This window comes from Novosphingobium sp. 63-713, assembly GCF_001898925.1.
Classification (GTDB): Bacteria; Pseudomonadota; Alphaproteobacteria; order Sphingomonadales; family Sphingomonadaceae; genus Novosphingobium.
Genome location: NZ_MKVS01000008.1, coordinates 490332 through 516099, shown reverse-complemented (window position 1 = coordinate 516099; position 25768 = coordinate 490332). Strand labels below are relative to the sequence as shown.

Sequence of the window (25768 nt, the reverse complement as noted above, 5' to 3'; positions counted from 1 at the left end):
ATTCCACATGGTACCATCTTCGAGCCTTGCGACGGGGAGGTATGCGGGCTTGTAAGGATACTTGGCGGCGAGGGTTTCGTCGATGTCGACGCCATGGCCCGGTGTGTCGCCGACATAGAGCATGCCCGCATCGAAAGTGTAATCGTGGGGGAAAACCTCGTCGGTTTCGGGCGTGTGGCGCATGTACTCCTGAATGCCGAAATTTGGCACCCAGGTGTCGAAATGCAGCGCGGTGCCCATGGTCACGGGCGAGAGGTCGGTGGCGCCGTGGCAGCCGGTGCGGACCTGATATAAGCTGGCAAGGTCCGCGATGCGGCGCAGATGGGTGATGCCGCCCGCGCCCACGATGGTGGCGCGGATATAGTCGATGAGCTGGTTCTGGATCAGGTCCTTGGCGTCCCAGATCGTGTTGAAAATCTCGCCCACGGCCAGCGGGGTCGTAGTGTGCTGGCGGATCAGCTTGAAGGCTTCCTGATTTTCCGCAGGCGTCACATCCTCGAGCCAGAACAGCGAGTAAGGCTCCAAAGCCTTGCCCAGTTGCGCGGCCTCGGTGGGGCTGTAACGGTGGTGGCCGTCATGCAGCAGATGGTGGTCGAAACCATAGGTCTCGCGCAGCTTTTCAAACAGTTTCGGCACGTAATTCAGCGCCTTGCGCGTGTCCCAACCCGTCACCGAGGGCAGCGCCGCATCGGCCGGTTCATAATACAGCTTGCCCCGGCCCACGCCGTAGGCATCCTTGATGCCCGGCACGCCGGTCTGCGCGCGGATCGCCTTATAGCCCATGTCGATATACTGACCAACCGCATCAACCGTCTCGGCAATGTCGGAGCCATTGGCATGACCATAGACCATCACGCCATCGCGGCTGCGCCCGCCCAGAAGCTGGTACAAAGGCATGCCCGCCATCTTGGCCTTGATGTCCCACAAGGCGACGTCCACGGCGGCAATCGCGCGCATCGTGACCGGCCCGCGGCGCCAGTACGCCCCGCGATAGAGATATTGCCAGATGTCCTCGGAATTGCGCGGGTCCATGCCGATAAGGCACGGAATCACATGGTCTTCCAGATAGGAGACAACCGCCTTTTCGCGGCCGTTGAGCGTCGCGTCGCCAATGCCGTAGACGCCCTGATCGGTTTCGATCTTGAGCGTGACAAAGTTGCGACCCGGGCAGGTGACGATGACGCGGGCGGAGGTGATTTTCATGGGTTGGTCCTCACGGGGATCTGTTCCCGAATTGGTCTGCTTGTGCTAGAGAAGACTCTTGACCAATTTAAGTTGGCCTGTCAATTTCTAATTAAGCGGTAAGGCCATTTCGCGGAAGGTGACCTCAATGAACGATACCAGTCCCGCACAAGAGCGCCTCTATCAGGACCTTGCGCGGCGTTTGATGGATGAACTTGTCAGCGGCCGCTATGAAGTGGGCGACCGCCTGCCGGCCGAACGCGAATTGTCCGCGCAATTCAACGTCTCGCGCCCCACCGTGCGCGAGGCGGTGATCGCGCTGGAGGTACAGGGTCTGGTCGAGGTGCGCGTGGGTTCGGGCGCCTATGTGCGGCGCCTGCCCGGCAAGGGCGACATCCCCGGCTTCAACATTTCCGCCTTCGAACTGACCGAGGCGCGCCTGTTGTTTGAAGGCGAGGCCGCCGCTCTGGCCGCGACCACGATCACCGAGGAAGGTCTGGCAGAACTGGCCGCATTGGTCGAGGAGATCGAGAGCGAGAACAGCAATCCGCATGGCACGGAAAAGGCCGACCGCGCCTTCCACCTCGCCATCGCGCGGGCCACGCGCAACGCGGCCGTGGCCGAGGCGGTCGAGCGGCTCTGGTCCTTGCGCGCGGATTCGCCCGAAAGCGCGCTGCTGCACGAAAAGGCCCGCAGCGCCAACATCAAGCCCGTGGTCGAAGAGCACACCGCCGTGCTCGAAGCGCTGCGCGCCCGCGACCCCGCCGCCGCCCGCGCAGCCATGCGCAGCCACCTGGCCAGCGTCCTCGACAGCCTCCTCTTCGCCACCGAGGAAAAGGCCATCGCCGAAGCACGCCGCGCATCTCAAGCGCGCAGGGATCGATATACCAAAGCTACCAGTTGAGCGTTGCATTCGGGCGGGGTGATTGTACGATATATGGATAATAATTCCATATATCGGAGGATTCGTGACGCATCCCAACCGGCGTGAAGCCATCGCGGGGCTGGCCTTGGCGCCTTTGCTGACCGGGGCTGCGGCCCCCGCGCTGCGCATGGAGCAGGTGAGCATCAAGGCGCCGTTTCCGATGGAGCCGATTACGGTGCCGGATTTCACGTCGGCGCCGCGCTTTCCGATCACCCGTTTCGGCGCGCGGCCAGAGGATCGCCGCCGCAACACACGGGCCATAGCCCATGCCATTGCGGCGGCCAGCAAGGCGCGGGGCGGGCGTGTTGTCGTTCCCGCCGGGACGTGGGATGTGGGCGGCATCCGCCTGCTCAGCCATGTCGATCTGCATCTGGAGGAGGGGGCTGTGCTGCTCTTTTCGCCCGATCCGGCCGATTATCTGCCGCCGGTGCCCAGCAGTTGGGAGGGGGTGGAATGCATGAATTACGCCCCGCTGATCTATGCCTATGACTGCGAAAACATTGCCATCTCCGGGCACGGCAAGGTGCAGGCGCGCATGGATGTGTGGCAGCAATGGGCGGGGCGGCCCAAGGCGCATCTCGACGCTCTGATCGCGCTTTACCAGATGGCGCGCGCGGGCGTTCTGACCAATCAGCGCGACATGACCAAGGGCGAGGCCCATCTGCGCCCGCAATTCATCCAGTTCAACCGCTGCCGTCATGCGTTGATCGAGGATGTTTCGATTGAAAACAGTCCTTTCTGGACCGTCCATCTCTATCTCTCGCGCGATGTCGTGCTGCGCCGCGCCAATATCCGCGCGCGGGGGCATAACAATGACGGCTGCGACCCCGAAATGAGCCAGAACGTGTTGATCGAGGATTGCCGCTTCGACCAGGGCGACGATGCCGTCTCCGTCAAATCGGGGCGGGAGGATGATGCGTGGCGCCTGGCCACGCCTGCGCGCAACATTGTCGTGCGGCGATGCCATGTGCGCAATGGGCATCAGTTGATGGCCATCGGCAGCGAATTGTCGGGCGGGGTGGAGAATGTCTGGGTCGATCAATGCCGCGTGTTTCAGGAAGCACGGGGCGAAACCAACAGCGATTTCAACAATCTGCTCTATATCAAGACCAATGAGCGGCGCGGCGGATTTGTGCGCGGGATCCATATGACGAATATCGTCGCCGGGCCGATCAAGGGCGGGGTGCTCTCGATCGAGACCGATGTGCTTTATCAGTGGCGCACGCTGCTGCCCACCTATCAGCGCCGGTTGACGCCGATTGAGGGCGTGCATGTTTCGGGGATCAAGGTGGCGAGCGCTGGCTTTCGCGTGAACATCAAGGCCGAGCGCGAGGCGCCGGTGCGCGATGTTACGCTGTCCGACATTGCCATTGGCGGCGCGGCCGGGACCACGCTCGACAATGTTGCCGGTTTTTCCGAAGGTTAGGGCCGCCAGCCAATCGCCGCGCTGACATCGTCGGCGCATTGCTTGACCTTGTCGGCCAGCTCTCCGGCGATGTCATCGGTCAGATAATGGGCGGCGCTGGCGATGCTGATGGCAACGCAAATCGCGCCGCGCGCATTGCGTACCGGGGCGGCGATGGAGCGCACGCCATCGCCCAATTCGCTGTCATGGCGCACAAGGCCTTCTTCCTTGTATCCGCGCATCCGCTTCAGGAAATCGTCCAGATCGGCCTCGGTGCCGCTGTCGGAATGGGCCTGTTTCCAAAGCTTTTTCCAGCTCGCCTCGCTGTCATCCAGCATCAGCGCCTTGCCAAGGCCGGTCTCGGCGATCGGGCGGCGGTCGCCCGGCGCGGTGGCCACGCGCAGCCGCTGGCGCCCGGTCACGCGTTCGAGATGGCGCGACCAGTTGCCCTCGCGATTGCCGATGAAGACGCAAAAGCCGGTCTGGGCCGAAAGCGCCTCCATGCGGGGGCGGGCGATGCGGACATAATCGGTCTGCTCGCTGGCCAGTACGCCCAGTTGCAGCAGTTTGGGCCCCAGCGCAAAACCATCGGGCGTCACGGCCAGATAGTCGCGCGTACGCAGCGCATGGGCCAGACGATGCGCGGTGGTGCGGTTCATGCCCAGCTTGCGCGCCAGATCGACCGCGCGGATCGGCCCGTCGATCACCTCGTCCAGAATGTCGAGCGCGCGCATCAACGTTTGCGCACCCTTTACGGTGTTGCTGTCCGGGGTGGTTTCCTGGGTGTCGTCGTCGGCCATGGACTGCTTTTAGATCCTTTTGCCGCGAAAGCAATGGATGTGTGCGCAATGTGAAACGCCCGCGCGGTGTGTGCAAAATACAACAGGGGCGGATTTCCGTGAGAATTCACGCAACAATCCCGCAATGTGAAATTATCGTGCAATATATGCATTGACGTGCCCATATATCGGACTTATCCATCGCCCTAACGGGAAGCCCGGCGCTGCATCAGCGGCAAGCCGAGGCAAGGCCCGCAAATGGGATTATGGAGGGTACTTTGGGGCAGATTTCAGCAGCACAATTGCGTCTGGCGGCTTCGGGGCTGGCGATCATCGTGGCGGGGCTTGCCGCCGGGGCGCAGGCTCAGGCACCCGCGACGCCCGCGCCTGCCAAGGGCGACGAGCAGACGATCATCGTCACCGGGTTCCGTACCTCGCTGGCCGCTGCACTGAATGAAAAGCGCGCGTCGGCCGCCGCCATCGACACGATCAAGGCCGAGGACGTCGGCAAGTTTCCCGACTCAAACCTTGCCGAATCCATGCAGCGCGTGCCGGGCATCGCACTGGCCCGCGGCGATGGCGGCGAGGGCAAGAACATCTCGGTGCGCGGCCTCGGGCCGGGCTTCACCCGCGTCCGCCTGAACGGCATGGAAGGCACCGCGCAAACCGGCTCCTCCGACATTTACGGCGCGGGCAACACGGGTCGCAGCTTTGACTTCAACGTCTTCCCGACCGAAATCTTCTCCGAACTGGCCGTGCGCAAGACGCCCTCGGCCGATGTCGAGGAAGGCTCGCTGGGCGCGACGGTGGACCTGAAGGCCCCGCATCCGCTGGATTTCAAGAAGAGCTTTGTCGCCACCATTTCGGCCAAGGGCGTGTGGAACGAGGTGAGCAAAAAGCTTGATCCGCGCATCTCGGTGCTGTTGTCCAAGCAAAATGAGGAGGGCACTTTCGGCGTGCTCGCCACGGCCAGCTACAGCCATCGCAACATCCGCGAAGTGGGCTATTCGGCAGTCAACATTCTGCCCACCTATGTGAATGGCGGCTTCTGTTCGCCCATCGGCTATGCCCCGCAGAACCCGGCCACCAATGCGGCCAAGGGCACGGATGCGGCCAATTGCTCGACCGGCAATCCCCGCACAGGCAGCACGGCGGCCTATAATCTGATCCAGTCGATGACCGGCCCTTCGGGTCAGGCGGGCGGCGGCGTGTTCCTGCCGCGCATCCCGCGCTATCTCAATTCGCGCCAGGATGCCGAGCGCATGGGTGGCTCGCTGGCCCTGCAATGGAAGCCCGACGACAATACCGAAATCACCTTCGACGCGCTGTTCTCGCGTTATAAGGTCACGCGTTGGGACAATTACATCGATGCGCTCTCCTTTGCCCGCAATGCCAGCAACAACGGGCAGCCGATGACCTCGGTGGTCGATCTGTCGGTCAAGCCCAATGGTTCGCTGCTCTATGGCCTGTTCAACGGGGTGGACCTGCGCTCGGAAAGCCTGCGCGACAAATTCACCACCACTTTCGGTCAGGCCAATCTGAATATCCACCACAAGTTCACCGACCATCTGACCATCGACATTATGGCGGGCTATTCCAAGTCGATCTTTGACAATCCCGAGCGTCTGACGGTCAATCTGGACGCGATCGACACGCCCGGATTTGGCATTGATTTTCGTGGCGGCGGTTCGATCCCGGTCATGAAATATGGCATCGACGTGGCGAACCCTGCCAATTTCAATTATGCGCCCGGCCGCGCCGACGGCACTGTGCTGGGCAATTTCAACACGCGCAACTGGAAGGTGACGACCGACAATTATACGTTCGAGGCCAATTCCACCTATGAATTCAGCGACGCCTTCAAGATCAAGGGCGGGCTGCAATATCGCCAGAGCGCGTTCAGGAACCGCGTGCTGGGCGTGGCCCCGGCCAATCAGGCGACCACGGCGCTGCCCGCCGGGGCCTCGGTGGCCGATTTCACCTATCAGATCACGGGCCTCAACAATCTGCTGATCCCGGGCGCACTGCCCAGCTTCCTCGCCACCGATATTGACAAGTGGAAGCAGACGGTCGGCTTCAACAATTTCACCTTCTGCGGCGTGGAATGCGGCAATGGCTCGCCCGAAGTGCGCGAAGAGGAAAAGTCGGCCTTCCTGATGGGCCAGTTCAACCTGCCTGACACGCTGCCGATCCCGATCCGGGGCGACGTGGGCGTGCGCTTCGTCAACACGTCCCAGCACACGGTCGGCTATATTCCCACCACCGCTGCGGCTGGATCGGCCTATCCCACGGTGGCGATCCCGGCGATTGTCGATCGTTCGTACAGCGACTGGCTGCCCTCGGCCAATCTGGTGCTGGAATTCACGCCGCACCTGCTGGGCCGCCTTTCCGCCGCCAAGGTGATGAGCCGCCCCGAACTGGGCGTGCTGCCCTCGGGCGGGTCGGTCAATGCCGTCACGCGCACGGCCACCATCGGCAACCCCTATCTCGATCCGATCCGCGCGAGCACCTATGACGCTGCGCTGGAATGGTATTTCCGCCCCGGTTCGTTGCTCTCGGTTGCCTATTTCCACAAGGATATCAGCACCTATATCCAGTCGGTCAGCAGCCTTGTGCCCTATAACACGCTGGGCCTGCCCAATTCGCTGCTGACCGCGGCGGGCACGCAACCGACCGATCTGTTCACCGTGACGCGCTCGGTCAACACCAAGGGCGGACCGCTCAATGGGGTCGAGGTCAATCTGCAACTGCCCTTCACCTTCCTGCGCGGCTTTGCCAAGGACTTTGGCCTGCTGGCCAATTACACCCATGTCTCGTCCAAGGTGAATTACGTGCTGCAATCGAGCGGTGGCGCGGCCACGCTTTCGACCACGGCCAATCTGGTCAACATGTCGCCCGATACGGCCAGTGGGACGCTCTATTATGAAAACCGCAAGTTCAGCATTCGCGGCACGATCAACTATCGCGGCCCCTTCATCCGCCAGATCCCCTCGGGCGCGAATGACAGCGACATTCTGGGCAACAGCGCGACCACCTTTGTGGACGCTTCGTTCAGCTACAATCTGATGAAGGACATCAAGTTCACCATCGAAGGCCAGAACCTGACCGACGAGCATAACACGCTTTATATCGACAGCGGCCGTCAGGATCCTTTGTTCAACACCCGCACCGGCCGCACGATCACCGTGGGCGTCAACGCCAAGTTCTAACAGTTCCTCCCTACACGCTCCCCCGCGTGTTTCGGGGCCGCCGGACGAGGCATCCGGCGGCCCTTTTTTTAGTTCCCCAGCGGGCGTTGCGAAGAAACCAGCGCACTGGGCGGGATGGCGACATTTTCCGGGCGGGCCGGATCGAAAGGGGCCGAAGTGATATGCGGGGCCAGAGCAGGAATAGCGGCGCGGATGCCATCGGCGATGACGCGCGCGCTCATCCAGGCGCCCCAGGCATTATAATGCGTTTTATCGCGGCCTTCGTCATTGAACATCGCGGGCGCGCGATCCGGCTTCAGCGCTTCGTAAAGGGTGATGCTGGCGCGGTTGAGGTCGATCAGGGGGATGTGCATCTGCGCCGCCATCTCCCGCATCACCGCCGGATAATCGCCCAGCGAGGGGATGATCCGCCCGCGCGCATCAAAGTTGCGCCGCTCCGGACTGGTGACCAGTACCGGGTTGGCCCCGCGCCGCCGCGCCTCGGCGATATAGGCGTTGAGGTAGGCGCGATAGGTCGTGCCCGCCTCGGCATAGGTCTGGGGCCATTGCGCCTTCTGGTCATTATGGCCGAACTGGATGAACAGGTAATCGCCCGGTTTAATGAGGCTCAGCACCTTGTCCAGCCGCAGGTCGGCGAGGAAGGATTTGAGCGTCGCCCCGCTTTCGGCATAATTGGCCACCGCCACCGTATCATCCAGCATCAGCGGCAGGATCTGGCCCCAACTGGCCGTGGGTTCGCGCGGATGGTCGGCCACCATGGAATCGCCGACGAGGAAGATGGTCGGCCCCTGCGCGGGTTCAATCGTGACGGATCGCACGGCGGGCGTGCCGAGGAATTCCAGCGTCAGCCGGTCATCCCAATTGCGCTGAGATGCCTGATCGGGGCGCAGGCGGACGTGGTCGCCTCCCGGCGCATTTTCCGGCACCGCGCCAAGGCCCGCATTGTGAACATGGACAATAAAGCGCCGCGTCACGCTTTGCCCCCGCGCGGTTGCGGCGTTCAGCACCATCAGGCGGCGGTTCTCGGCCTTGACCGTCGTTTGGCCTGCGCTTTTGTCGCTGCCCAGATCGAGCGTGATGCGCCAATTGCCCTCGGGCAGAGGCAGGGAGAGGGCGCCATCGCTCTCATAGCCGCCGACACCGGGGGCATAGGGCGTGCCGGGCGCAATCGCGCTTTCCCCGCTGCGTGCCGGACCATCGAGGCGCCATACGCGCGCGGTTTGCGCGTGAGCCACAGGGGGCATCGCGCTGGCGCCCATTGCAGCCAGAAGCAGGGATAAACGTGCCATGGAACAAACATCTCCTAACCCATCTTGATTTTCTATATGTGAAATCTATTCTCACAATGTACGTAGCATAAAGGTCAGGGAGAGACCATGATTCGTCGATTGAGCCAACTTCTGGCATCCGCCGCCTTGTCGCTTTGCGCCGCGCCCCTGCTTCACGCCCAAACCCCCGCCGCCCTGCATGGCGAAGCGCCGGGGGCCACCATCGACCCGCGCATCTTCAGCCAGTTTGCCGAACATCTGGGTTATGGCATTTATGGCGGGATCTGGGTCGGGCCGGAATCGAAAATTCCCAATATCAAGGGCTATCGCCGCGATGTGGTCGAGGCGCTGCGGGCGCTGCATGTGCCGCTGGTGCGCTGGCCGGGCGGGTGCTTTGCTGACGAATATCATTGGCGCGACGGGATCGGCCCGCGCGCCAAGCGCCCGGTCAAGATCAACACCCATTGGGGCGGCGTGACCGAGCCCAACACATTCGGCACGCATGAATTCATGGACTTTGCCGAGCTGATCGGCGCGCAGGCCTATGTCTCGGGCAATGTGGGCAGCGCGCCTGCGGGCGAGATGGAGGAGTGGGTGCAATATATCACCGCTCCGCAAGGCACTCTGGCCGATGAACGCGCGCGCAACGGGCGCAAGGAGCCGTGGAAACTGCCCTATTTCGGCATCGGCAATGAGTTGTGGGGCTGCGGCGGCAATATGAGGGCGGACTATGCCGCCGATGTCACGCGCCGCTATGCCACTTTCGTCAAAGTCCCCTTTGGCACCAAAATCCAGAAGATCGCCAGCGGCGCCAATGGTCCCGATTACAACTGGACCGAGGTGATGATGCGCGAGGCCGGCCGGATGATCGATGGCATCGGCCTGCATTATTACACTGTGCCCGGCGACTGGAAGGGCAAGGGATCGGCCACGGATTTCAACGAAACCGACTATGCCCGCACCATGGCCAAGACTTGGAAGATGGAGGAACTGCTGACCAGGCACTCCGCCGTCATGGACAAATATGACCCGGCCAAGCGCGTCAATCTGGCGGTGGATGAATGGGGCATCTGGACCGATGTGGAGCCGGGCACCAATCCCGGTTTCCTCTATCAGCAGAACAGCCTGCGCGATGCCTTGCTGGCGGGGGTGAACATCAACCTGTTCATCCGCCATGCCGACCGCGTGCGCATGACCAACATTGCCCAGATGGTGAACGTCCTCCAGTCGATGATCCTGACCAAGGATGCGCAGATGGTGCTGACACCCACCTATCATGTGTTCGACATGTATCGCGGTTTTCAGGATGCGACGGCTCTGCCGCTTGATCTGCCCAAACTGTGGTACGGGCGCGATGAATGGGTGTCGCCCGCGCTGCATGGCGCGGCGGCGCGGGGCAAGGACGGCGTGGTGCATGTGGCCCTCGTCAACATTGATCCGGGCAAGGCGCAGCATCTGGAAATCGCGCTGTCCGGCGTCAAATCGACGGGCGTGACGGGCCGCATCCTGACTTCGGACCGGGTTCAGGATGTGAATGATTTTGCCAATGGCGCGCGGGTGCATCCGGTGGCGTTTACCGGGGCGAGCCTGCGTGAGGGCAAGTTGCTGGTCGATCTGCCCGCCAAATCGCTGGTCGTGCTGGACCTGCCGTGATCGCGGATCTGGGCGCTTTTGCCGATGGGCGCAGCCTTGCCCATGGCGCGATCAATGCCGCCATCGCCGCCGCGCATCAGCGTGGTGGCGGGGTGGTGGAATTGCCCGTCGGGCGCTTCCTGTGCTTCTCGATCCGTCTGCTTTCCGGCGTCCGGCTGCATCTGGGGCAGGGCGCAGTGATCGAGGCAGCGGACCCGACGCGCCACGGCGGCGCCTATGACCTGCCCGAGGACAATGGCCCGCAACTCTATCAGGATTTCGGCCACAGCCATTGGTGCAACAGCCTGATCTGGGCCATCGGCGCGCAGGATATCGCCATCACCGGCCCCGGCCGGATCGAGGGGCGGGGCCTGACCCGCAACGGCCCCGGCTCGCTCTGGCGCGCGCAGGCGGGTGAAAGGCCGCTCTCCATGGCGGCGATGAGCGAGGCCGAAGTCGGCGCGCTGGAGCAGAGCCATGCCGCGATGCGCGGGCTGGGCAACAAGGCGATCGGCCTGCGCGAATGCCGCAATGTCGAACTTTCGGGCTTTACCATTGCGGGGGGCGGGCATTTCGCCATCCTTGCCACCGGGTGCGAGGACATGGCGATCCGCCACCTGTCCATCGACACGGAGCGGGACGGGATCGACCTCGATTGCGCGCGCCGCTGCGTGGTCGAACATTGCCGGGTGAACAGCCCCAATGATGACGCCATCGTGGTGAAAACCAGCCTTGCCCTTGGGCGGCTGGCGTCATCGGAGGATATTGCGATACGCCATTGCACGGTCTCGGGCTATGACCTTTGCACGATGCTGGATGGCACGCGCGGGCGGACGCAGCAATTCGCCCCCGACCGCGACCGGGTGACCGGCCGCATCAAGATCGGCACCGAAACCAATGGCGACATTCGCCGTGTGACCATCGAGGATTGCCATTTCGAACGCAGCCGGGGATTGGCCATCGAATGCGTTGACGGCGCCACGGTCGAGGACATTACCGCCCGCCGCCTGACCATGCGCGAGGTGACTACTGCCCCGATCTTCCTGCGGCTGGGCGCCCGGCTGCGCGGGCCGGAGGGGACGCGGATCGGGGCGCTGCGCCGGGTGGAGATCAGCGATATTCGCGCCACCGGGATCGCCCATGAATTCCCCGCGATTGTGGCGGGCCTGCCCGGTCATCCGGTGCAGCAGGTGGCTTTGCGCGACATTGACCTGAGTTTCGATGGCGGCGGTACGGCGCAGGATGCCGCCCGCCAGCCTCCGCTGGTGCCCGATGCCTATCCCGAACCCAGCATGTTTGGCGTGCTGCCCGCATGGGCGCTGTGGATGCGCGATGTTCAGGATGTGACCGTCGAGCGTTTCGCCGCGCGCCATGCCGGGGATGATGCGCGACCCCCGGTGATTGTGCGTGATGCGCAGGGCCTGAATCTGCGGGAAATGCCGCATTGGCCGCCCGCCTGACCCATTTGGGCGATTGACGGCGATCCGTCCTGCGTGTATCACAATAAGCAACAAATGTGCATAATGCGGGATTTTGGAGAGGCCAGTGCAAAGGTTCGCATTCCGGATGCAATTGAAACCCGGCATGGTCGATGAATATCGCCGCCGCCATGACGAGATCTGGCCCGAGCTGGTCGATCTGCTGCGCCAGGCCGGGATCAGCGACTATTCGATCTTTCTGGATGAGGACACGCTGGCGCTCTTTGCGGTGCTGAGGCTTGCCGAGGAGAACAGGCGCGAGAGCTTGCCCAATGAGCCGGTGATGAAACTGTGGTGGGCCGCGATGGCGCCGCTGATGGAGGTCGAACCGGACAATCGCCCGCGCGAATGGCCGCTCATGCCGATGTTTCACATGGCCTGATGGGGGTGGCGATGCGTTCTCTTTTATTGGTTGGCGCGGCTCTGATCGCGGCCCCCGCTCTCGCGCAGGAAGCGCGTCCGACCGTCAATCTCAAGGCTCCGGTCAAGACATTCGGCCGCGTGTCCTTCGATGGCCGCTCGCTGATGATCGATGGGCAACGCACACCGATCTGGGCCGCCGAATTTCACCCCTATCGCCTGCCCAGCCCCGATCTGTGGCGCGATGTCCTGCAAAAGATCAAGGCCAGCGGGTTCAACACCGTCACCTTCTATTTCGACTGGGGTTATCACAGCCCCAAGCAAGGCGAGCTGGATTTCACCGGCATCCGCGACATGGAGCGCGCCATCACCATGGCCGGCGAGGAGGGGCTTTATGTCATCACCCGCGTTGGGCCCTATGTGAACGCGGAGCTGGCGCGGGGCGGCTTTCCCGGCTGGCTGAACAACCAGCGGGCGAGGGCGCGGACCGATGATCCGGAATATCTGAAGGCGGCGGATGAATGGCTCGCGGCCATCGACGGCATTGTTGCGCGCCATCAGATCAATGATGGCAAAGGCCCCGTCATCCTGCATCAGATCGAAAACGAACTTTCGCAGACCAGCCCGGCCCATCGCCGCTATATGGACCATCTCTATGCCGTGACGCGCAGCCACGGCATCACCGTGCCGATTTTTCACAATGATCCGGGCCGCAATGGTAATTGGGCGCCCGATGGTTCGCCCGTGCCGGGCGTGGTCCATGGCCCGGTCGATATGTATGCCTTCGATGGCTATCCGGGCGGCACCTGCACCGCGCAGGGCAAGATTGCGCGTGGGAATGGCGCGCCTGATTGGGGCTATTATGGTATCGGCGGGGCCAAGGGTGGGGCGTCGGCCTCGCCCGACACACCGGGCTTTATGGCGGAAATCGGCGGAGGCTGGTTCGATTATTGGGGGTCGGACGGGATCTATGCCTGCAATGCGGGACAGACGGGGCCGGGCTATGGCCGCCTGTTTTACGGCACGAATTTCGTCAACGGCATCGGGTTGCAAAGCATCTATATGGGCTATGGCGGCACCTCATGGGGCTGGCTGCCCGCGCCGGTGGTGTTCACCTCCTATGACTATGGCGCGGCGATTGCCGAGGACCGATCCCTGCGCGAAAAAGCCTTGGCGTTGAAGCCCATCGGCGGCACTCTTGCGGCGCTGCCGGAGATTGCCGCGATGGTCCCGGCGGACAAATTGACGCCATCTTCGGACGCCATCCGCCTCTATCACAATCGCAGCCCTGAAACAGATGCCCGCCTGATTCTGGCCGCGCATCAGCCGGGGCATCTGACGCAGGATACCAGCTTTACCTTCGCCGCCGATCTGCCTGATGGGCATTATCAGATGCCGCAGATCCGGCTGAACGGCTATGATGCGAAATGGATCGTGGCCGGGGCCAATGTCGCGGGGCAGCGGTTGGTTTACACGACCAGCCAGATCCAGACCGCGCAGAACGGCCTGCTGCTGCTGATCGGCCGCGCGGGTGAGGGCGGACGGACCGTGCTGCGCTACAGCGCCAAGCCCGCGATCAAGGCGCCCGATGGGGTCGCCGTCTCTTGGGATGCGGCGTGCGGCGATCTGACGCTGGATTACACCCATGGCGCGCTCTCCACGGTGGAGATCAGCGGCGGCGGGCGGCCTGCGCTGAGCCTGCTGCTGGGCGATGATGCGGCGGGCGGGGCTTGCTGGGATGCCGATGGCGTGCTGGCCTGCGGGCCTGCGCTGGTGCGCCATGCGCGGGCCAAGGGCGGAGCGCTCGCGCTGACCGGCGATACTACCGCTCCCGCTTTCTTGCGCGTGTGGACCCGGCAATCGCGCATCACATGGAATGGCGCCCCGGTGGCCATGCGGCCTGCGGCGGGCGGATCGTTTGAATCCATCGCGCCCATTCCCGGTCCGGCCCCCATTGCGCTGCCCGCGCTGACCGACTGGCGCATGGCCGAGGGCACGCCCGAGGCCGCCGCCACATTTGACGACAGCGCATGGCAGGCCATCGACCACCGCGCCGACGCCACGCAAAGCCAAAAGCCCGCAGGCCAGCCCACACTGACCATGGATCCCTATGGTTTCCACGAGGGCGATGTCTGGTATCGCGCCCATTTCGCCGGTTCCGCCGATGCCCAGCGTCTCAGCCTGACCTATGGCGCGGGCGGGGCGGGGATGGTTCAGGTGTTCCTCGATGGCCGCCTGATCGGCCAACAGGATCTGCCCGCCGCCATGCCGCGCCCGATCACGACGGGCAATCTGACGGTTCCCATGCCCGATGCCGCGCGCGTATCGGGCGATCATGTCCTGTCCGTCATGGTGCGCAACAATGGCCATAACTGGGACCTGACCGCGATGGACGAGCATAAGGAGGGGCGGGGCCTGATCGCCGCCTCGCTCGAACCGCTGACGGGGCCTGCCTTTGCCGTGCCGCTCAACTGGCGGATACAGGGCCGCAGCGGCGGCGAGGATTTCACCGACCGCGCGCGCGGCACGCCCAACAATGGCGGCCAATATGGCGAGCGCATGGGCTGGCATCTGCCCGCTTTTGACGATCATGCGTGGCGCGCCACCGGGGCCGCTCTGCCGCAGGGATCGGCGGGCACGAACTGGTATCGCACCCATGTCACGCTCAATGTTCCGCGCGGACAGGACGCCACCATCGGCCTTGCCTTTGGCGACACCGCGCGGCCGCGTTCATCGGCGCAATACCGGGTGCTGATCTTCGTCAACGGCTGGAACATGGGGCAATTCATCGCCCATGTCGGGCCGCAGCGGATCTTTCCGCTTCCACAGGGCATCCTCAACCATCACGGGGCCAACAGCATCGCCCTTGCCGTCACCAGCGACGGCGCACCGGCCAATGCGCCCGAGAATGTGCGCCTCGTCACAATGCAAAATCGCCGCGGCGGGCTGGAGGTGGCGCAGGTTGCCGCCCCTGCCGGCCTCGCGCCCATCCGTTGATCCATGGAGAATAGTGTGTCCGCAACTCTTCCTGCACGTTCCGATCTGATCGGGCTGATCCATCGTCTGATGGACAATCTGGTCTCGATCCATGATGAAACCGGCGAATTTCTGCTGCGGCTCGAGGATGGCCGCGTCATTGACACCAAGGGCTGGAACGGCTGGGAATGGACGCATGGCATCGGCCTGTTCGGCATGTGGCGCTATTATCAGCAGACCGGCGATGACAAGGCGCTGACCATCATCCGCCAGTGGTTTGCCGACCAATTGCCGCGCGGGACGACCAAGAACATCAACACCGTCTCGCCCTTTCTTACGCTCTCCTATCTCTATGAGCGCGAGCCGAATGCCGACTGGCTGGCCCAGATTCAGGAATGGGCCGACTGGCTGATGGCGCCCGATGGCCTGCCCAAGACCGAGGAGGGCGGTTTTCAGCACATCGTCTATAATGACGAAAACCCCGGCGAGATGTGGGACGACACGCTGATGATGAGCGTGCTGCCGCTGGCGCGTTTTGGCCTGCTGCTGGATCGCCCCGATTATGTCGAGGAGGCCAAGCGCCAGTTCCTCGTGCATATCAAATACCTGTTCGATACGAAAACCGGCCTGTGGTTCCATGGCTGGGATTTCAACGGGCGGCACAATTTTGCGGGCGCTCTGTGGGCGCGGGGCAATTGCTGGATCACGATTGCTATTCCCGAAATCATCGAATTGCTCGGCCTGCCCGAAGGCGATGCTTTCCGCACCTTCCTCGTCGATACGCTGGCCGCACAGGTCAAGACTTTGGCCGCGACGCAGGCGGAGAATGGTCTGTGGCATACGCTGGTGATGGACCCGACCTCCTATCTGGAAGCCTCGGCCACGGCGGGTTTTGCCTATGGTATCCTCAAGGCCGTGCGCATGGGCCTGCTGGACGCAAGCTATGAAACGGTGGGCCTTAAAGCGGTGCAGGGCGTGATCGACCATATCAACGCGGATGGCGAATTGACGCAGGTATCCTTCGGCACTGCGATGGGCGATACGATGCAGTTCTATAAGGATATTGCGCTGACCTCGATGCCCTATGGGCAAAGTCTTGCGATCTGCGCTTTGGCCGAGGCGCTGCACCGGCGGTAAGTAGCCGGACGAAAAAAAAGGGGCGGCGGACCTGATCTGGTCCGCCGCCCCTTTTGTTTGGCCCATCAATGACAGGCGTATTTGCCCAGCGGCGTCTCACGCTCCAGATCGAGCCGCTGCGCCAACACCGCACGCGCGGCGGGTACCGACAGGCCCGAGAGCTGCTCTGCCACCAGATCGGCCATGGTCCGCGCGCCCAGTTCCGTAAAATGCGTGTCATCCTTCAGCCCGGCCGCAAAGGCGGGATAGGCCCCCGGCGCCAGGTTCATGTAATAGACGACCGACTTGTCCGCCCCCATCCGGTCGAGCAGATTGCGCGAGGCGCCCTCAAGGTCGATCAGCGGCGTTTGAGTCGTGGAGGCCAACTCGCGCATCACGGCGGAATATTCGGCAAAATCGGCCCGCGCCTTGCCCGCCGCGTCAAACGACCGCCGCGCCACCGGCGTCACCAGCACGGGAAAAGCCCCATGCCCCCGCGTTTCCCAGATGAAGCGCAGCAGATTGTCGCGATACATCGCCGGATCGGCAAAGCGTTCGGGCTTGGCCTTGGTGGCGTCATTATGGCCGAACTGGATCAGCACGGTGTCGCCCGCGCGGATCTCGCCCATCATCCGGTCCCATCGGCCCTCGTTGATGAAGCTTTTGGTCGAGCGACCGCCAATGGCGCGATTGACCACCACCGCATCGCCCGACAGGCCGCAGGCGAGGAATTGGCCCCAGCCGCCTTGAGGGTATCGTTCGGGCGCATAGGTCTGGACCGTGGAATCCCCCGCGATCAGGATGCGCGCCGGTTCGGGTTTTGGCGCCGGCTTGGGCGTGGCGGCGACAGACAGGCTGGCCGCAGCCAGCAGCAACAGATGTTTCACAATTTTCCTCCCACCGGATTGTTGCCCCACAGGCTCTCATAGTCCCAGCCTGTCAGGTCCTGAACCACTTCGCGCGCATGGGGGCTGGTCGGTTCGCGCCCGCCGCCGCGCAGATGTTCGATCTCGCCCATCAGCACGTCATGCGTGGCGCGGCTGAGACGGAAGCGGCGCGAGACGGCGATACCAAAGCCCAGCATCGCCCATGTGCCGATGCCCATCACCAGCACCAGCGTCAGCACCGCGCCATGGCTCTGTACGTCCGCCTTGGGCACGAAACCGCCCGCATCCATCAACAGGCCCACCAGCGCCACGGCGGCGGCCTGTGTTGCCTTGCGGATAAAAGTCATCACGCCCGCAAAGGAGCCTTCGCGGCGGCGACCGGTGACGATCTCATCCACATCGGCCATGTAATTGTAGGTGGCCCATGGAATGTAGTTGAGCGCCCCGCGCCCGAGGCCCACCAGCCCCATGCCGATCCAGATCCACCCCGATGCGGCAGGCAGCCCCGCCCACCACAGCGCCAGCAGCGCCGCCACGCCCAGCGCGAAACACGCCGCCGCCATGCGATAGGCCAGCGCGGGGCTGGAGCGCAGCGCCATGCGGATGGCCAGCATCACCGCGCCCAATTGCACAATATACATCGTGCCCAGCAGGGCGGAGGCCGCCTGCGTCGATCCGGCCAGCGCAAAGATCACGAAGAAGGTGAAAGCCGCGTTGAAAATGTCCTGCGAGATATATCCGCCCAGATACATGCCCAGATGCAGCCGGAACGCCCGAATGCGCAAGGTGGACGACAGATTGCGCCACAGATGCAGCAGCGGGGATCCGGCGGCGGGCTTGGGCGGCGTGGGGCGCTGGCGTTCCCAACTGAAGGCATAGAGGAAGCCCGCCGTCGCCATGAACAGCGCGGCAAAGATCGCCCCCATGATGAGGAACGTGTTCGCACTGTCGCGCCCCAGCCAGTTGATCAGCCAGAGCGGCAGGAAACCGGCCAGAATCGCCGACCCTTGCGCAAACAGAATGCGCACCCCGGCAAACTTGGCCTTGGTGGCAAAGTCGCTGGCCATTTCGGCGGCCAGCGTTTCATAGGGGATGATCTCCAGCGCATAGGTCAGTTCGAACAGCACATAGGAAACAAGGTAATACCAAAAGGTCTGACCCGGCAGCCACATCAGCGCGAATGTTGGCAGCAGGGGAATGGCGGCCAGCACGAAAAACCGCCGCCGCCCGAACCGCCGCCCCAGCGCGTGCCGGTCGAAATGGTCCGAAATATGCCCGATCGTGGGCGAGACAAAGGCGTCGAGAATGCGCGCCACGGCAAAGATCAGCGCAGCCTGTCCGGCTGAGAGGCCGCAAAACCGCGTGTAGAAGATCAGCACCCATGCCGAGATCACCGCCATCGACCCCGCGCCCAGCACGTCATTCGCGCCATAGGCCAGGTAATTGACCAAACGGACCGGTCTTGCCGCCGGTTGCGCCATCACGCCTTCCTTTTCCCTTGGGGCCGGAATGGCGTATCACCATGCGGCGCAATTATTCATATTGTGGACTTCGTTTATACTATGTAAAACCGCATCGACAAGCGGCAATCATAGCGCCGCACCGATTCATGGGAGATTTTCGGATGCGTTTCCGCCTTTTGACGGGTCTGCTCGCTACCTCGCTACTGGCCCCCTTTGCCTTGGCCGCCCCCGCCATCGCCAAACCGGCCAAAGAATGGATCGACCCCGCCACCGGCCACCGCATTGTGCGCATCAGCACTCAGGGCGGAACCTCCAATCTCTATTTCACGCAAAGCGCCTTTACCCCCAAGGGCGACAAGATGGTCATCAAGACCCCCGACGGGATCAGCGTTGTCACGCTCTCGGACTGGTCGATCAAATTGCTGGTGCCCGGGCCGCATCTCAACCTGCTTTTTACCGGCCATATCAGCCGCAACGCCTATTACGCCACCCGCGCGCGCGACGATGCGGGCGGCGCGTTTCAGGTCTATGCGGTGGATGTGGACACCGGCAAGGCCAAGAAGGTGGCCGATGTGGCGGGCGGCTCGATCGGCTCGATCAATGCCGATGAAACGCTGCTGCTGGGCCAATATACTTTGCCCCCCGCCAAGGTGAACCCGGACGGCACGCTGGTCCGTGCGGATCAGGGCAACAATGCGGTGGCGGGCGGCAACACCTATGCCGAAAACCGGCCCGACGGCACGCCCTACACCTATGCCGATGCAAAAACTCGCTCGCTGCACCGCCGGTTGAAGGCCGGTTTCCCGATGGAGGTCTTTACCCAGAACCTCGTCACCGGCGAGCGCAAGACCATCGTGGCCAGCAATGACTGGCTCAACCATGTGCAATTCTCGCCCACCGATCCGGGCCTCATCATGTATTGCCACGAAGGGCCTTGGCACGAGGTGGACCGGATCTGGACCATCCGCACCGATGGCACCGGCAAAAAACTGGTCCACACCCGCACCATGAACAATGAGATCGCGGGCCATGAGTTCTTCAGCCCCGATGGCGAGACGATCTGGTACGATCTGCAAACGCCTCGAGGCCAGGTGTTCTGGCTGGCGGGCTATAATGTGCGGACCGGCAAACGGACCTGGTATCATCTGGAACGCAACCAGTGGTCGGTGCATTACAACCAGTCGCCGGACCTCAAACTCTTCACCGGCGATGGCGGAGACAGCGAGATGGTGGCCCATGCGCCCGATGGCAAATATCTCTATCTCTTCACCCCGCGCATGATCCCCGACGATGCCGAAATCCCGACCGCCGACGCGGACAAGCTGATTGTGCCGGGCACCTTCGATCAGGAAAAGCTGGTCGATATGCGCGCCAACAATTACAAGACCGAACCCAACATGACCTTTACCCCGGATGGCAAATGGATCATTTTCCGCGCAAATTTCGAAGGAACCACTCACACCTATGCGGTGGAAACCGCCAAGTGAAGGGCGCTTTGCTGCTGGCCGCGCTGCTGACCAGCGCTTCGGCCCATGCGGGCGTGGCGCGAAGCTGGGGCGTGGCGATGCAGGCGGCCCCGGCGGCGGACGCACCCAACGCGCCGCCCTCGATTGCCGATGCCACGGTGCGCCAGGTCCTGCGCCTGTCGGCGGGCGGAGACCGGCTGCGCCTTGTGCTGGACAATCAGGACAGCGCGAGCGCTTTGACCATCGACCATTTCGCCGTGGCGCTGGTCGATGCGCGCGGAGCGGTGATCCCCGGCAGTACCCGCAGCATCAGCTTTGGCGGGCGGCCCGGCGTGACCATCCCGGCCCATGCGCCGATGATCAGCGACTGGCTGCGTATGCCGGTCAAACCTCTGAGCCGGATCGCAGTGACTTTCCATGTCGCGCCGGGACAGGTGTTGGGCGCGTTCCATTCCTTTGGCGCGGCAAAGACGCAACTGGCGCCCGGCGATCAGGTGGAAAAGCCTGAATTGTCCGAGGCCGCCACGGTCGAGCGGCGCTTTGTCATTTCCGGCGTCGATGTGGGGGCCAAGACGCCTTTGCGCACCATCGTCACCTTTGGCGATTCGATCACCGATGGCGTGCGGGCCACGGTTGATTCGGATCTGCGCTGGCCCGATCAATTTGCCGCGCGTCTGCAAAAATCGGGCCTGAACATGGGCGTGGCCAATGTCGGCATTTCGGGCAACCGGATGCTGGCCGATGGGGCGGGGCTTAATGCGCTGGCCCGGTTTGACCGCGATGTGTTGGCCATTCCGGGCGCGGACCATGTGATCGTGCTGGAAGGCGTCAATGACATTGGCGCGGCATGGCGCGAAAAGCGGCATGAGAGTTTCGACACCGAGGCCGTGATCAACGCCTATCGCCAGATGGTGATCCGCGCCCATGACCATGGCATCAAGATCATCCTTGCCACGATCCTGCCTTATAAGGGTGCTGGCTATTGGTCCGAATGGGGCGAGATGCAGCGCCAGAAGATCAACACATGGATCCGCGAGCAGAAGCAGAGCGACGGCATGGTCGATCTGGACGCGGTGATGCGGGACAAGGTCGATCCGCTGGTGATGAACCCGGTGTATGATTCAGGCGACCATCTGCACCCCAATGACAAGGGCTTTGCCGCGATGGCCGATGCTGTGCCTTTGGCGCTGCTGCGTCAGGGCAGGACGCCCACGCGATAGACCATCACATGCACATAAGGTCGGCCCGGATCAACGCGGGCCGACCCGAATTGCGGGAAATGCGGCGTATCAGGCGGCAGTCCCGGCTCCAGTGCCACACCATCGCCCATGCGATACAAATGTCCAGCTTTGCCCGGTTTGCTGCCGTCGAAATAATTGCCGGTATAAAGCTGGACCGAGGGCTGGGTGGTCCACATTTCCAGCCAGCGGCCTGATGCGGCATCCGTCATACGCGCGGCCAGATGGGGCAGGGCGGTCAGCCCCGCATCCAGCATGAAACTGTGATCATATCCGCGCGCCTGTACGATTTGCGCATCATGGCCGTCGCGGATCGCGGCATCGATCAAACGCGGGCGTCGAAAATCAAACGCCGTCCCGCCCACATCGCGTAACACTCCCGTGGGCAGATTGCCCCGCGCCACCGGCACCATACGGCTGGCCGGGATCATCAGCCGCGCCATGGTCGCTGCCCGCCCCGCGCCTTCGCCCGACAGGTTGAACAGCGCATGGTTGGTGATGTTGACGATGGTGGGCTTGCTCGTTTCCGCCTCAAACCGGATGGTCAGCGCGCCTTTGGCATCCAGCCGATAGGTGACGGAAACCCTCAGCTCCCCCGGATAGCCGCTGTCGCCATCGGGGCTGGTATGGGTCAGGCGGACCATGGCATCCTTGCCGCCTTGCACCTCGGCCACATCGAACACTTGCCGGTCAAAACCCAGCCCGCCGCCATGCACCGAATTCGGCCCCGCGCCATTGCGCCGCAGATGGTATGTCATGCCATCCAGCGCAAATTCCGCTCCGGCGATCCGGTTGGCATAGCGCCCAACGGTGGCGCCCAGATAATCCTGATGCGCCTCGTATTCGGCGGCGCTGTCATGGCCCAAGACGATATCGGCGCGGCGCCCATGGCGATCCGGCGCGATCAGACTTTGCAGCGTGGCGCCATAGGCCAATATCCGCGCCGACACTGCGCCACTGCTCAGCACGATGGCCGCCACATGCCGCCCATCGGCCAGCGCGCCGCCATCCTCCACACGCGCGGTTGCCGCCATCGCGGGCGAGGCCGTGAGCAGCAGAGCCAGCGCGATCCTCAATGGCGTGGTTCCTGCGGGCTGTTGCGATGGGCGGGGATATGGGCAGAGTCGATTTCCGGCCCTGCCAGCGCCAGCATCTGGATCGCGGCCAGCCCCCATTGCGCGGCGGCATTGGTGGACAGGCGCGGCCATTCGACCTGATTGCCCAGATGCACGCGCGGATCATGATCCCATGTGCCAAGCCCTTCATCGCCGGAGAAGAATTCCTCCACCGCGCGCGCCATCAAGCCTCGGTCATGCCGCGCGCGGGCGGCATAGGCGGTCATGCGCGAATAGGCCTCGCGCAGATTGCGCGCGCCAAAGGGCGGACCGAATTTGGCGAGGAAATCGGGCTTGGGCGCATTGTACCATTGGCAGAACGTGACCCATGCCTGCGCATAGGCGGGAATGTCGATCAGGCTGATGATCTCTGCATTGATCTCGGTCGCGCCGAAGACGGAGGAGAGATGGCTGATGCCGATCGTGTCGCCTTTGCCAAGGAACCGATGCGTGGCCGGATCATAGGGCGCGCCGCCCACCAGCCAGCCATATTTCATCGCCCCGATACTCTGCATCCCCGCCGCGATCCGGTCACGCCATTGCGTATCGCCGGTGCGCTCCCACTGGGTCAGCCAGGCGCCCACCACGGCGGTCCAACTGGGGCCGAAACCCATCTCGAATGTGCCCTTGGGCCCGGCATAGGGTTTCGCACCCGGCACCTTGCGGCCGATTTCCACATGGTCCAGCGTCCGGTCGCTGTCCACCAGATCGGCGATCAGATCACCCACCCGATCATCGGCGGTGAGGTAAAAATAGATCCGGCGATAGATGGCATTGGACACGCGCGGCTGTTTCGAACTGTCGCCCCAATGCTGCACCCCGTGGCGCGTGCCCAGCCCCTTGAAGCGGCCAAGGTGATAGGTGTCGACCTCGCTGGTGTGGCGCGTCATCGCCTCGGCCAGACGGAAGGGCTGGGCCGCCCCGGTGCGCAAAGCCTGATACCACAGCCAAAGGTCGGGCGATAACTCGCTGTTGTCCCATGCAAAGCCGCCGATGTCATAGCGCCACTGATGCCGGTCGGCGTCATAGGTGTGCATGATGTCGCCATGGTTCCAGAAACCATACCAGCCGCGCCGGTCCACTTCGCCCGCATAGAAATCGACGAGGCGTTCGAGCTGATCCTCGACAATCGCGCGGTTACGGCTGGAGCGGTCCGGCAGGGACCAGTCACCAAACACGCCCGCCTTGTTCAGATGCTCTGGCGCGGCCATCATCCGGGGCGAGGCGGCATTGGCGGCCGCCATTGTCTCAATCATAGCATTCTCGGGCGTCGCCTCACAGGCCCAGAGCGTCAGCTCATGCGTCTTGGCAATGCCGGTCGCGCTGCCCCAGCCGGGTTCGTAATCCTCATAGGTGATGTCGAGGCCAGCGTTTTGAGCGTCATACCCCTCCATCCCGTTGACCCCGCGCCAAGGGCGCAGGTCCATCGGTTCGGCGCGCGGGCTCCACAGCCATGCGGTGAGATGGGCGGTATTGCTGGTCGCATCGCGCACCGACAAGGCGCTGGGGCAGGTTTGCCAGAACCAGCGCTGGGCAATGGCCGCGCCGCCGCTCGGCCCGCCGACATAGGCAAGGCCCGGCGCGCGATGGCCCGATGCCGAGGCCACCCATGCCATATTTGCCTCGGTCCGCTTTTCGATGCGGAACCCGTCGGCATTGGCCTGTTCCAGCCAGAAGTCGGACCATGTGGGGATGTACTGCAATTTGTCGCGCACCGCCGCGGCCATTTGTGCGACGGGCGGCGTGGCGCGGCCCGCGATTTGCGCGGCGCGGAAGGCAGCGCCCGGATCGCGGCGCAGGCCCGTCAGCGGGCGGACGGCCTCGGCAAACAGGGGGCCATCGCTGGCCATGCGGATATGGCGATCATGGGGCGCATCGCGCATCGGCACGGCGACCGAGAGGCCCAGCGCGGCAATCGCATCGCGCGCCGGATCGCCGTTATAGATGAAGCTGTGAATGATGCGCAGATGCCGCGCCCCGGCATAGGCGTAGAAACGCAGGGTGAAGGGCAGGGTGGCCTCCTGCCCCTGCCGGTGGACGCCCTCGACCTTGATGACCGCGCGCACCGGGCCGCTTTGCTCCAGCGTCAGGCGCGTGACCGTGGCGGCAAAGGCCCCACCCATTTGCCCCACCAGCGAGACCGGCCCCATCACCGCCCGCCCGCCGATGCTGACCGAGCGGATCACGGCATCGCCTGATTTGGCGAAATCCCATGTCACCCCGGCGCAGGTGAGGCGGAGGCCATCGGCGGCCTGTTCAATGCGGATCGGATCGGCGGAGGCGGGGCCAGGCGCACCGGGGGCCACGGTGATGCCATCGGGCACGGCATCGCCCATGCTGGCGGGCAGGGCATGGGCGCTCCATTTGATCGAGCCATCGGGCCAGAAGGCGGTGGGCCAGCTTTGCGCCGGGAGGGCCGCGCCGCCTGCGGCCAGCGTAAAGCCCGAGCGCCGCGATACCGCCCCGCGCGGCCATGCCACGCCGAAACTATGGCCCAGATCCATGGCGGGGCGGCCCTCCAGCCAGTGCACCGGTGCCGGGGAAGGCGCGGGCGCGGCATGGCCAAGGCGCGGGGCCAGCGCGGCGGCGGGGATCAGGCTGGCCAGTTTGAGGGCATCGCGGCGGATCATCATCGTTGAGCCTTTATGCTGATATGGCGGAAGGCCCAGTGGCTCCATGTGGTGCGCAGGCCAAACCAGCCGGAAGTGTAGGGGGTAGGGTCGGTCAGGGTGAAGAGGCGAGATCCGTCGCGCTCCACGGCGATGGTCGCGCCATCGGCGATCAGGGTGATATGCGTCCAGCGGCCCGGCGCAAGGCGCGCATCGCCCCGGTCATGCTCGGGCAGCAGCGGGCGCACCCTCGGCGTCGCCACATAGCGGCGCAGGCGGGTGGTGGTGTTGCGATTGCCGCCGATGCCCACGTAATAGGTTTGCAGGGTGTCGTAATCCTCGAACCGGCCGGAACGGGGGGCTGGATCGGAGCCGTCCTTCTCGCGCGCCATCCAGAAGGCGTTGAGGTCGCTGACCGTATCATTGGGGCCGCCATGGGCGATGGGCATGGCGTCAAAACTGATGCGCACCGCGCCCGAAAGGCGACGGCGATACCACAGCGTCAGGCCCAGCGGCGTGTCGATTTCGATGCCGCCATGGGAGAAGGCAACGTGGGCCGGGGCCTCTGCCTCGATACGCCAGTCTGCCGGGCGGGCATCGGCCACGCCCGGCAGACAACAGGCGGCGCAGAGCAGGAAAGGAAATCTCACGCGCCGCCTG

Annotated in this window: 18 protein-coding genes; 10 read left to right on the top strand and 8 right to left on the bottom strand. The window is 63.7% G+C overall.

Annotated features, from left to right (window positions below; all coding sequences use genetic code 11):
- A partial coding sequence (gene manD, locus BGP00_RS07450; RefSeq protein ID WP_292925729.1) for a D-mannonate dehydratase ManD occupies positions 1–1203 on the bottom strand: 1203 nt, incomplete at its 3' end.
- A 127-nt stretch (positions 1204–1330) separates the two neighbouring features.
- Here manD and BGP00_RS07445 point away from each other — a divergent pair.
- Positions 1331–2086: an FCD domain-containing protein gene (locus BGP00_RS07445; protein ID WP_292693941.1), complete on the top strand. Its 756-nt coding sequence runs from the start codon at positions 1331–1333 to the stop codon at positions 2084–2086.
- A 64-nt stretch (positions 2087–2150) separates the two neighbouring features.
- Positions 2151–3533 carry a glycoside hydrolase family 28 protein gene (locus tag BGP00_RS07440; protein ID WP_292693944.1) on the top strand — a complete coding sequence of 461 codons (1383 nt, stop codon included), beginning with the start codon at positions 2151–2153 and terminating at the stop codon, positions 3531–3533.
- Here the strand turns inward: BGP00_RS07440 and BGP00_RS07435 are convergent.
- Positions 3530–4312 carry an IclR family transcriptional regulator gene (locus tag BGP00_RS07435; RefSeq protein WP_246870286.1) on the bottom strand — a complete coding sequence of 261 codons (783 nt, stop codon included), beginning with the start codon at positions 4310–4312 and terminating at the stop codon, positions 3530–3532. The two genes, BGP00_RS07440 and BGP00_RS07435, sit on opposite strands and share 4 nt — an antisense overlap.
- A 257-nt stretch (positions 4313–4569) precedes the next feature.
- Here BGP00_RS07435 and BGP00_RS07430 point away from each other — a divergent pair, with 257 nt between their 5' ends.
- A complete protein-coding gene (locus BGP00_RS07430) occupies positions 4570–7500 on the top strand; it encodes a TonB-dependent receptor (protein ID WP_246870285.1) in 2931 nt (976 codons plus the stop codon).
- Between the two features lie 68 nt (positions 7501–7568).
- On the opposite strand, the gene BGP00_RS07425 is transcribed toward BGP00_RS07430, so the two are convergent.
- Positions 7569–8789: a rhamnogalacturonan acetylesterase gene (locus tag BGP00_RS07425; protein WP_292693949.1), complete on the bottom strand. Its 1221-nt coding sequence runs from the start codon at positions 8787–8789 to the stop codon at positions 7569–7571.
- An 87-nt stretch (positions 8790–8876) separates the two neighbouring features.
- Here BGP00_RS07425 and BGP00_RS07420 point away from each other — a divergent pair, with 87 nt between their 5' ends.
- The 5 genes from BGP00_RS07420 to BGP00_RS07400 all read left to right on the top strand — a co-directional run bounded on the left by BGP00_RS07420 (position 8877) and on the right by BGP00_RS07400 (position 16351).
- Complete coding sequence (locus tag BGP00_RS07420) at positions 8877–10421, top strand: alpha-L-arabinofuranosidase C-terminal domain-containing protein (protein ID WP_292693952.1); 1545 nt, start codon at positions 8877–8879, stop codon at positions 10419–10421.
- On the top strand, positions 10418–11860 hold the full coding sequence (locus tag BGP00_RS07415; RefSeq protein ID WP_292693954.1) for a right-handed parallel beta-helix repeat-containing protein: 1443 nt from the start codon (positions 10418–10420) through the stop codon (positions 11858–11860). Before BGP00_RS07420 ends, BGP00_RS07415 begins: the two co-directional genes overlap by 4 nt.
- Positions 11861–11945: 85 nt before the next feature.
- Positions 11946–12260, top strand: coding sequence for an L-rhamnose mutarotase (locus BGP00_RS07410; RefSeq protein WP_292693956.1), 315 nt, complete (start codon positions 11946–11948; stop codon positions 12258–12260).
- Positions 12261–12271: 11 nt separating this feature from the next.
- Positions 12272–15235 carry a beta-galactosidase gene (locus BGP00_RS07405; protein ID WP_292693958.1) on the top strand — a complete coding sequence of 988 codons (2964 nt, stop codon included), beginning with the start codon at positions 12272–12274 and terminating at the stop codon, positions 15233–15235.
- 69 nt (positions 15236–15304) lie between these two features.
- Positions 15305–16351 (top strand): glycoside hydrolase family 88 protein, encoded by a 1047-nt coding sequence (locus BGP00_RS07400; protein ID WP_310015128.1) that lies wholly within the window; start codon positions 15305–15307, stop codon positions 16349–16351.
- 65 nt (positions 16352–16416) lie between these two features.
- Here the strand turns inward: BGP00_RS07400 and BGP00_RS07395 are convergent, their stop codons facing one another.
- Both BGP00_RS07395 and BGP00_RS07390 read right to left on the bottom strand, forming a co-directional pair.
- The gene (locus BGP00_RS07395) at positions 16417–17217 is read right to left on the bottom strand and encodes a rhamnogalacturonan acetylesterase (RefSeq protein ID WP_292693964.1); all 801 of its coding nucleotides are present in this window, start codon (positions 17215–17217) and stop codon (positions 16417–16419) included.
- A complete protein-coding gene (locus BGP00_RS07390) occupies positions 17214–18698 on the bottom strand; it encodes an MFS transporter (protein ID WP_292693967.1) in 1485 nt (494 codons plus the stop codon). Before BGP00_RS07390 ends, BGP00_RS07395 begins: the two co-directional genes overlap by 4 nt.
- 143 nt (positions 18699–18841) lie before the next feature.
- Between BGP00_RS07390 and BGP00_RS07385 the strand changes: the two genes are divergently transcribed.
- Both BGP00_RS07385 and BGP00_RS07380 read left to right on the top strand, forming a co-directional pair.
- Positions 18842–20167: an oligogalacturonate lyase family protein gene (locus BGP00_RS07385; RefSeq protein WP_292693969.1), complete on the top strand. Its 1326-nt coding sequence runs from the start codon at positions 18842–18844 to the stop codon at positions 20165–20167.
- On the top strand, positions 20164–21366 hold the full coding sequence (locus tag BGP00_RS07380; protein WP_292693971.1) for an SGNH/GDSL hydrolase family protein: 1203 nt from the start codon (positions 20164–20166) through the stop codon (positions 21364–21366). The genes BGP00_RS07385 and BGP00_RS07380 overlap by 4 nt, the downstream gene beginning before the upstream one ends.
- On the opposite strand, the gene BGP00_RS07375 is transcribed toward BGP00_RS07380, so the two are convergent.
- From BGP00_RS07375 to BGP00_RS07365, 3 genes are read right to left on the bottom strand one after another with little or no spacing between them, the layout of a single operon-like run.
- Complete coding sequence (locus BGP00_RS07375) at positions 21342–22418, bottom strand: aldose epimerase family protein (protein WP_292694003.1); 1077 nt, start codon at positions 22416–22418, stop codon at positions 21342–21344. The two genes, BGP00_RS07380 and BGP00_RS07375, sit on opposite strands and share 25 nt — an antisense overlap.
- 38 nt (positions 22419–22456) lie before the next feature.
- Positions 22457–25132 (bottom strand): Tat pathway signal sequence domain protein, encoded by a 2676-nt coding sequence (locus BGP00_RS07370; RefSeq protein WP_292693973.1) that lies wholly within the window; start codon positions 25130–25132, stop codon positions 22457–22459.
- A complete protein-coding gene (locus BGP00_RS07365) occupies positions 25129–25758 on the bottom strand; it encodes a DUF6250 domain-containing protein (protein ID WP_292693976.1) in 630 nt (209 codons plus the stop codon). The genes BGP00_RS07370 and BGP00_RS07365 overlap by 4 nt, the downstream gene beginning before the upstream one ends.
- Positions 25759–25768: the final 10 nt, after the last annotated feature.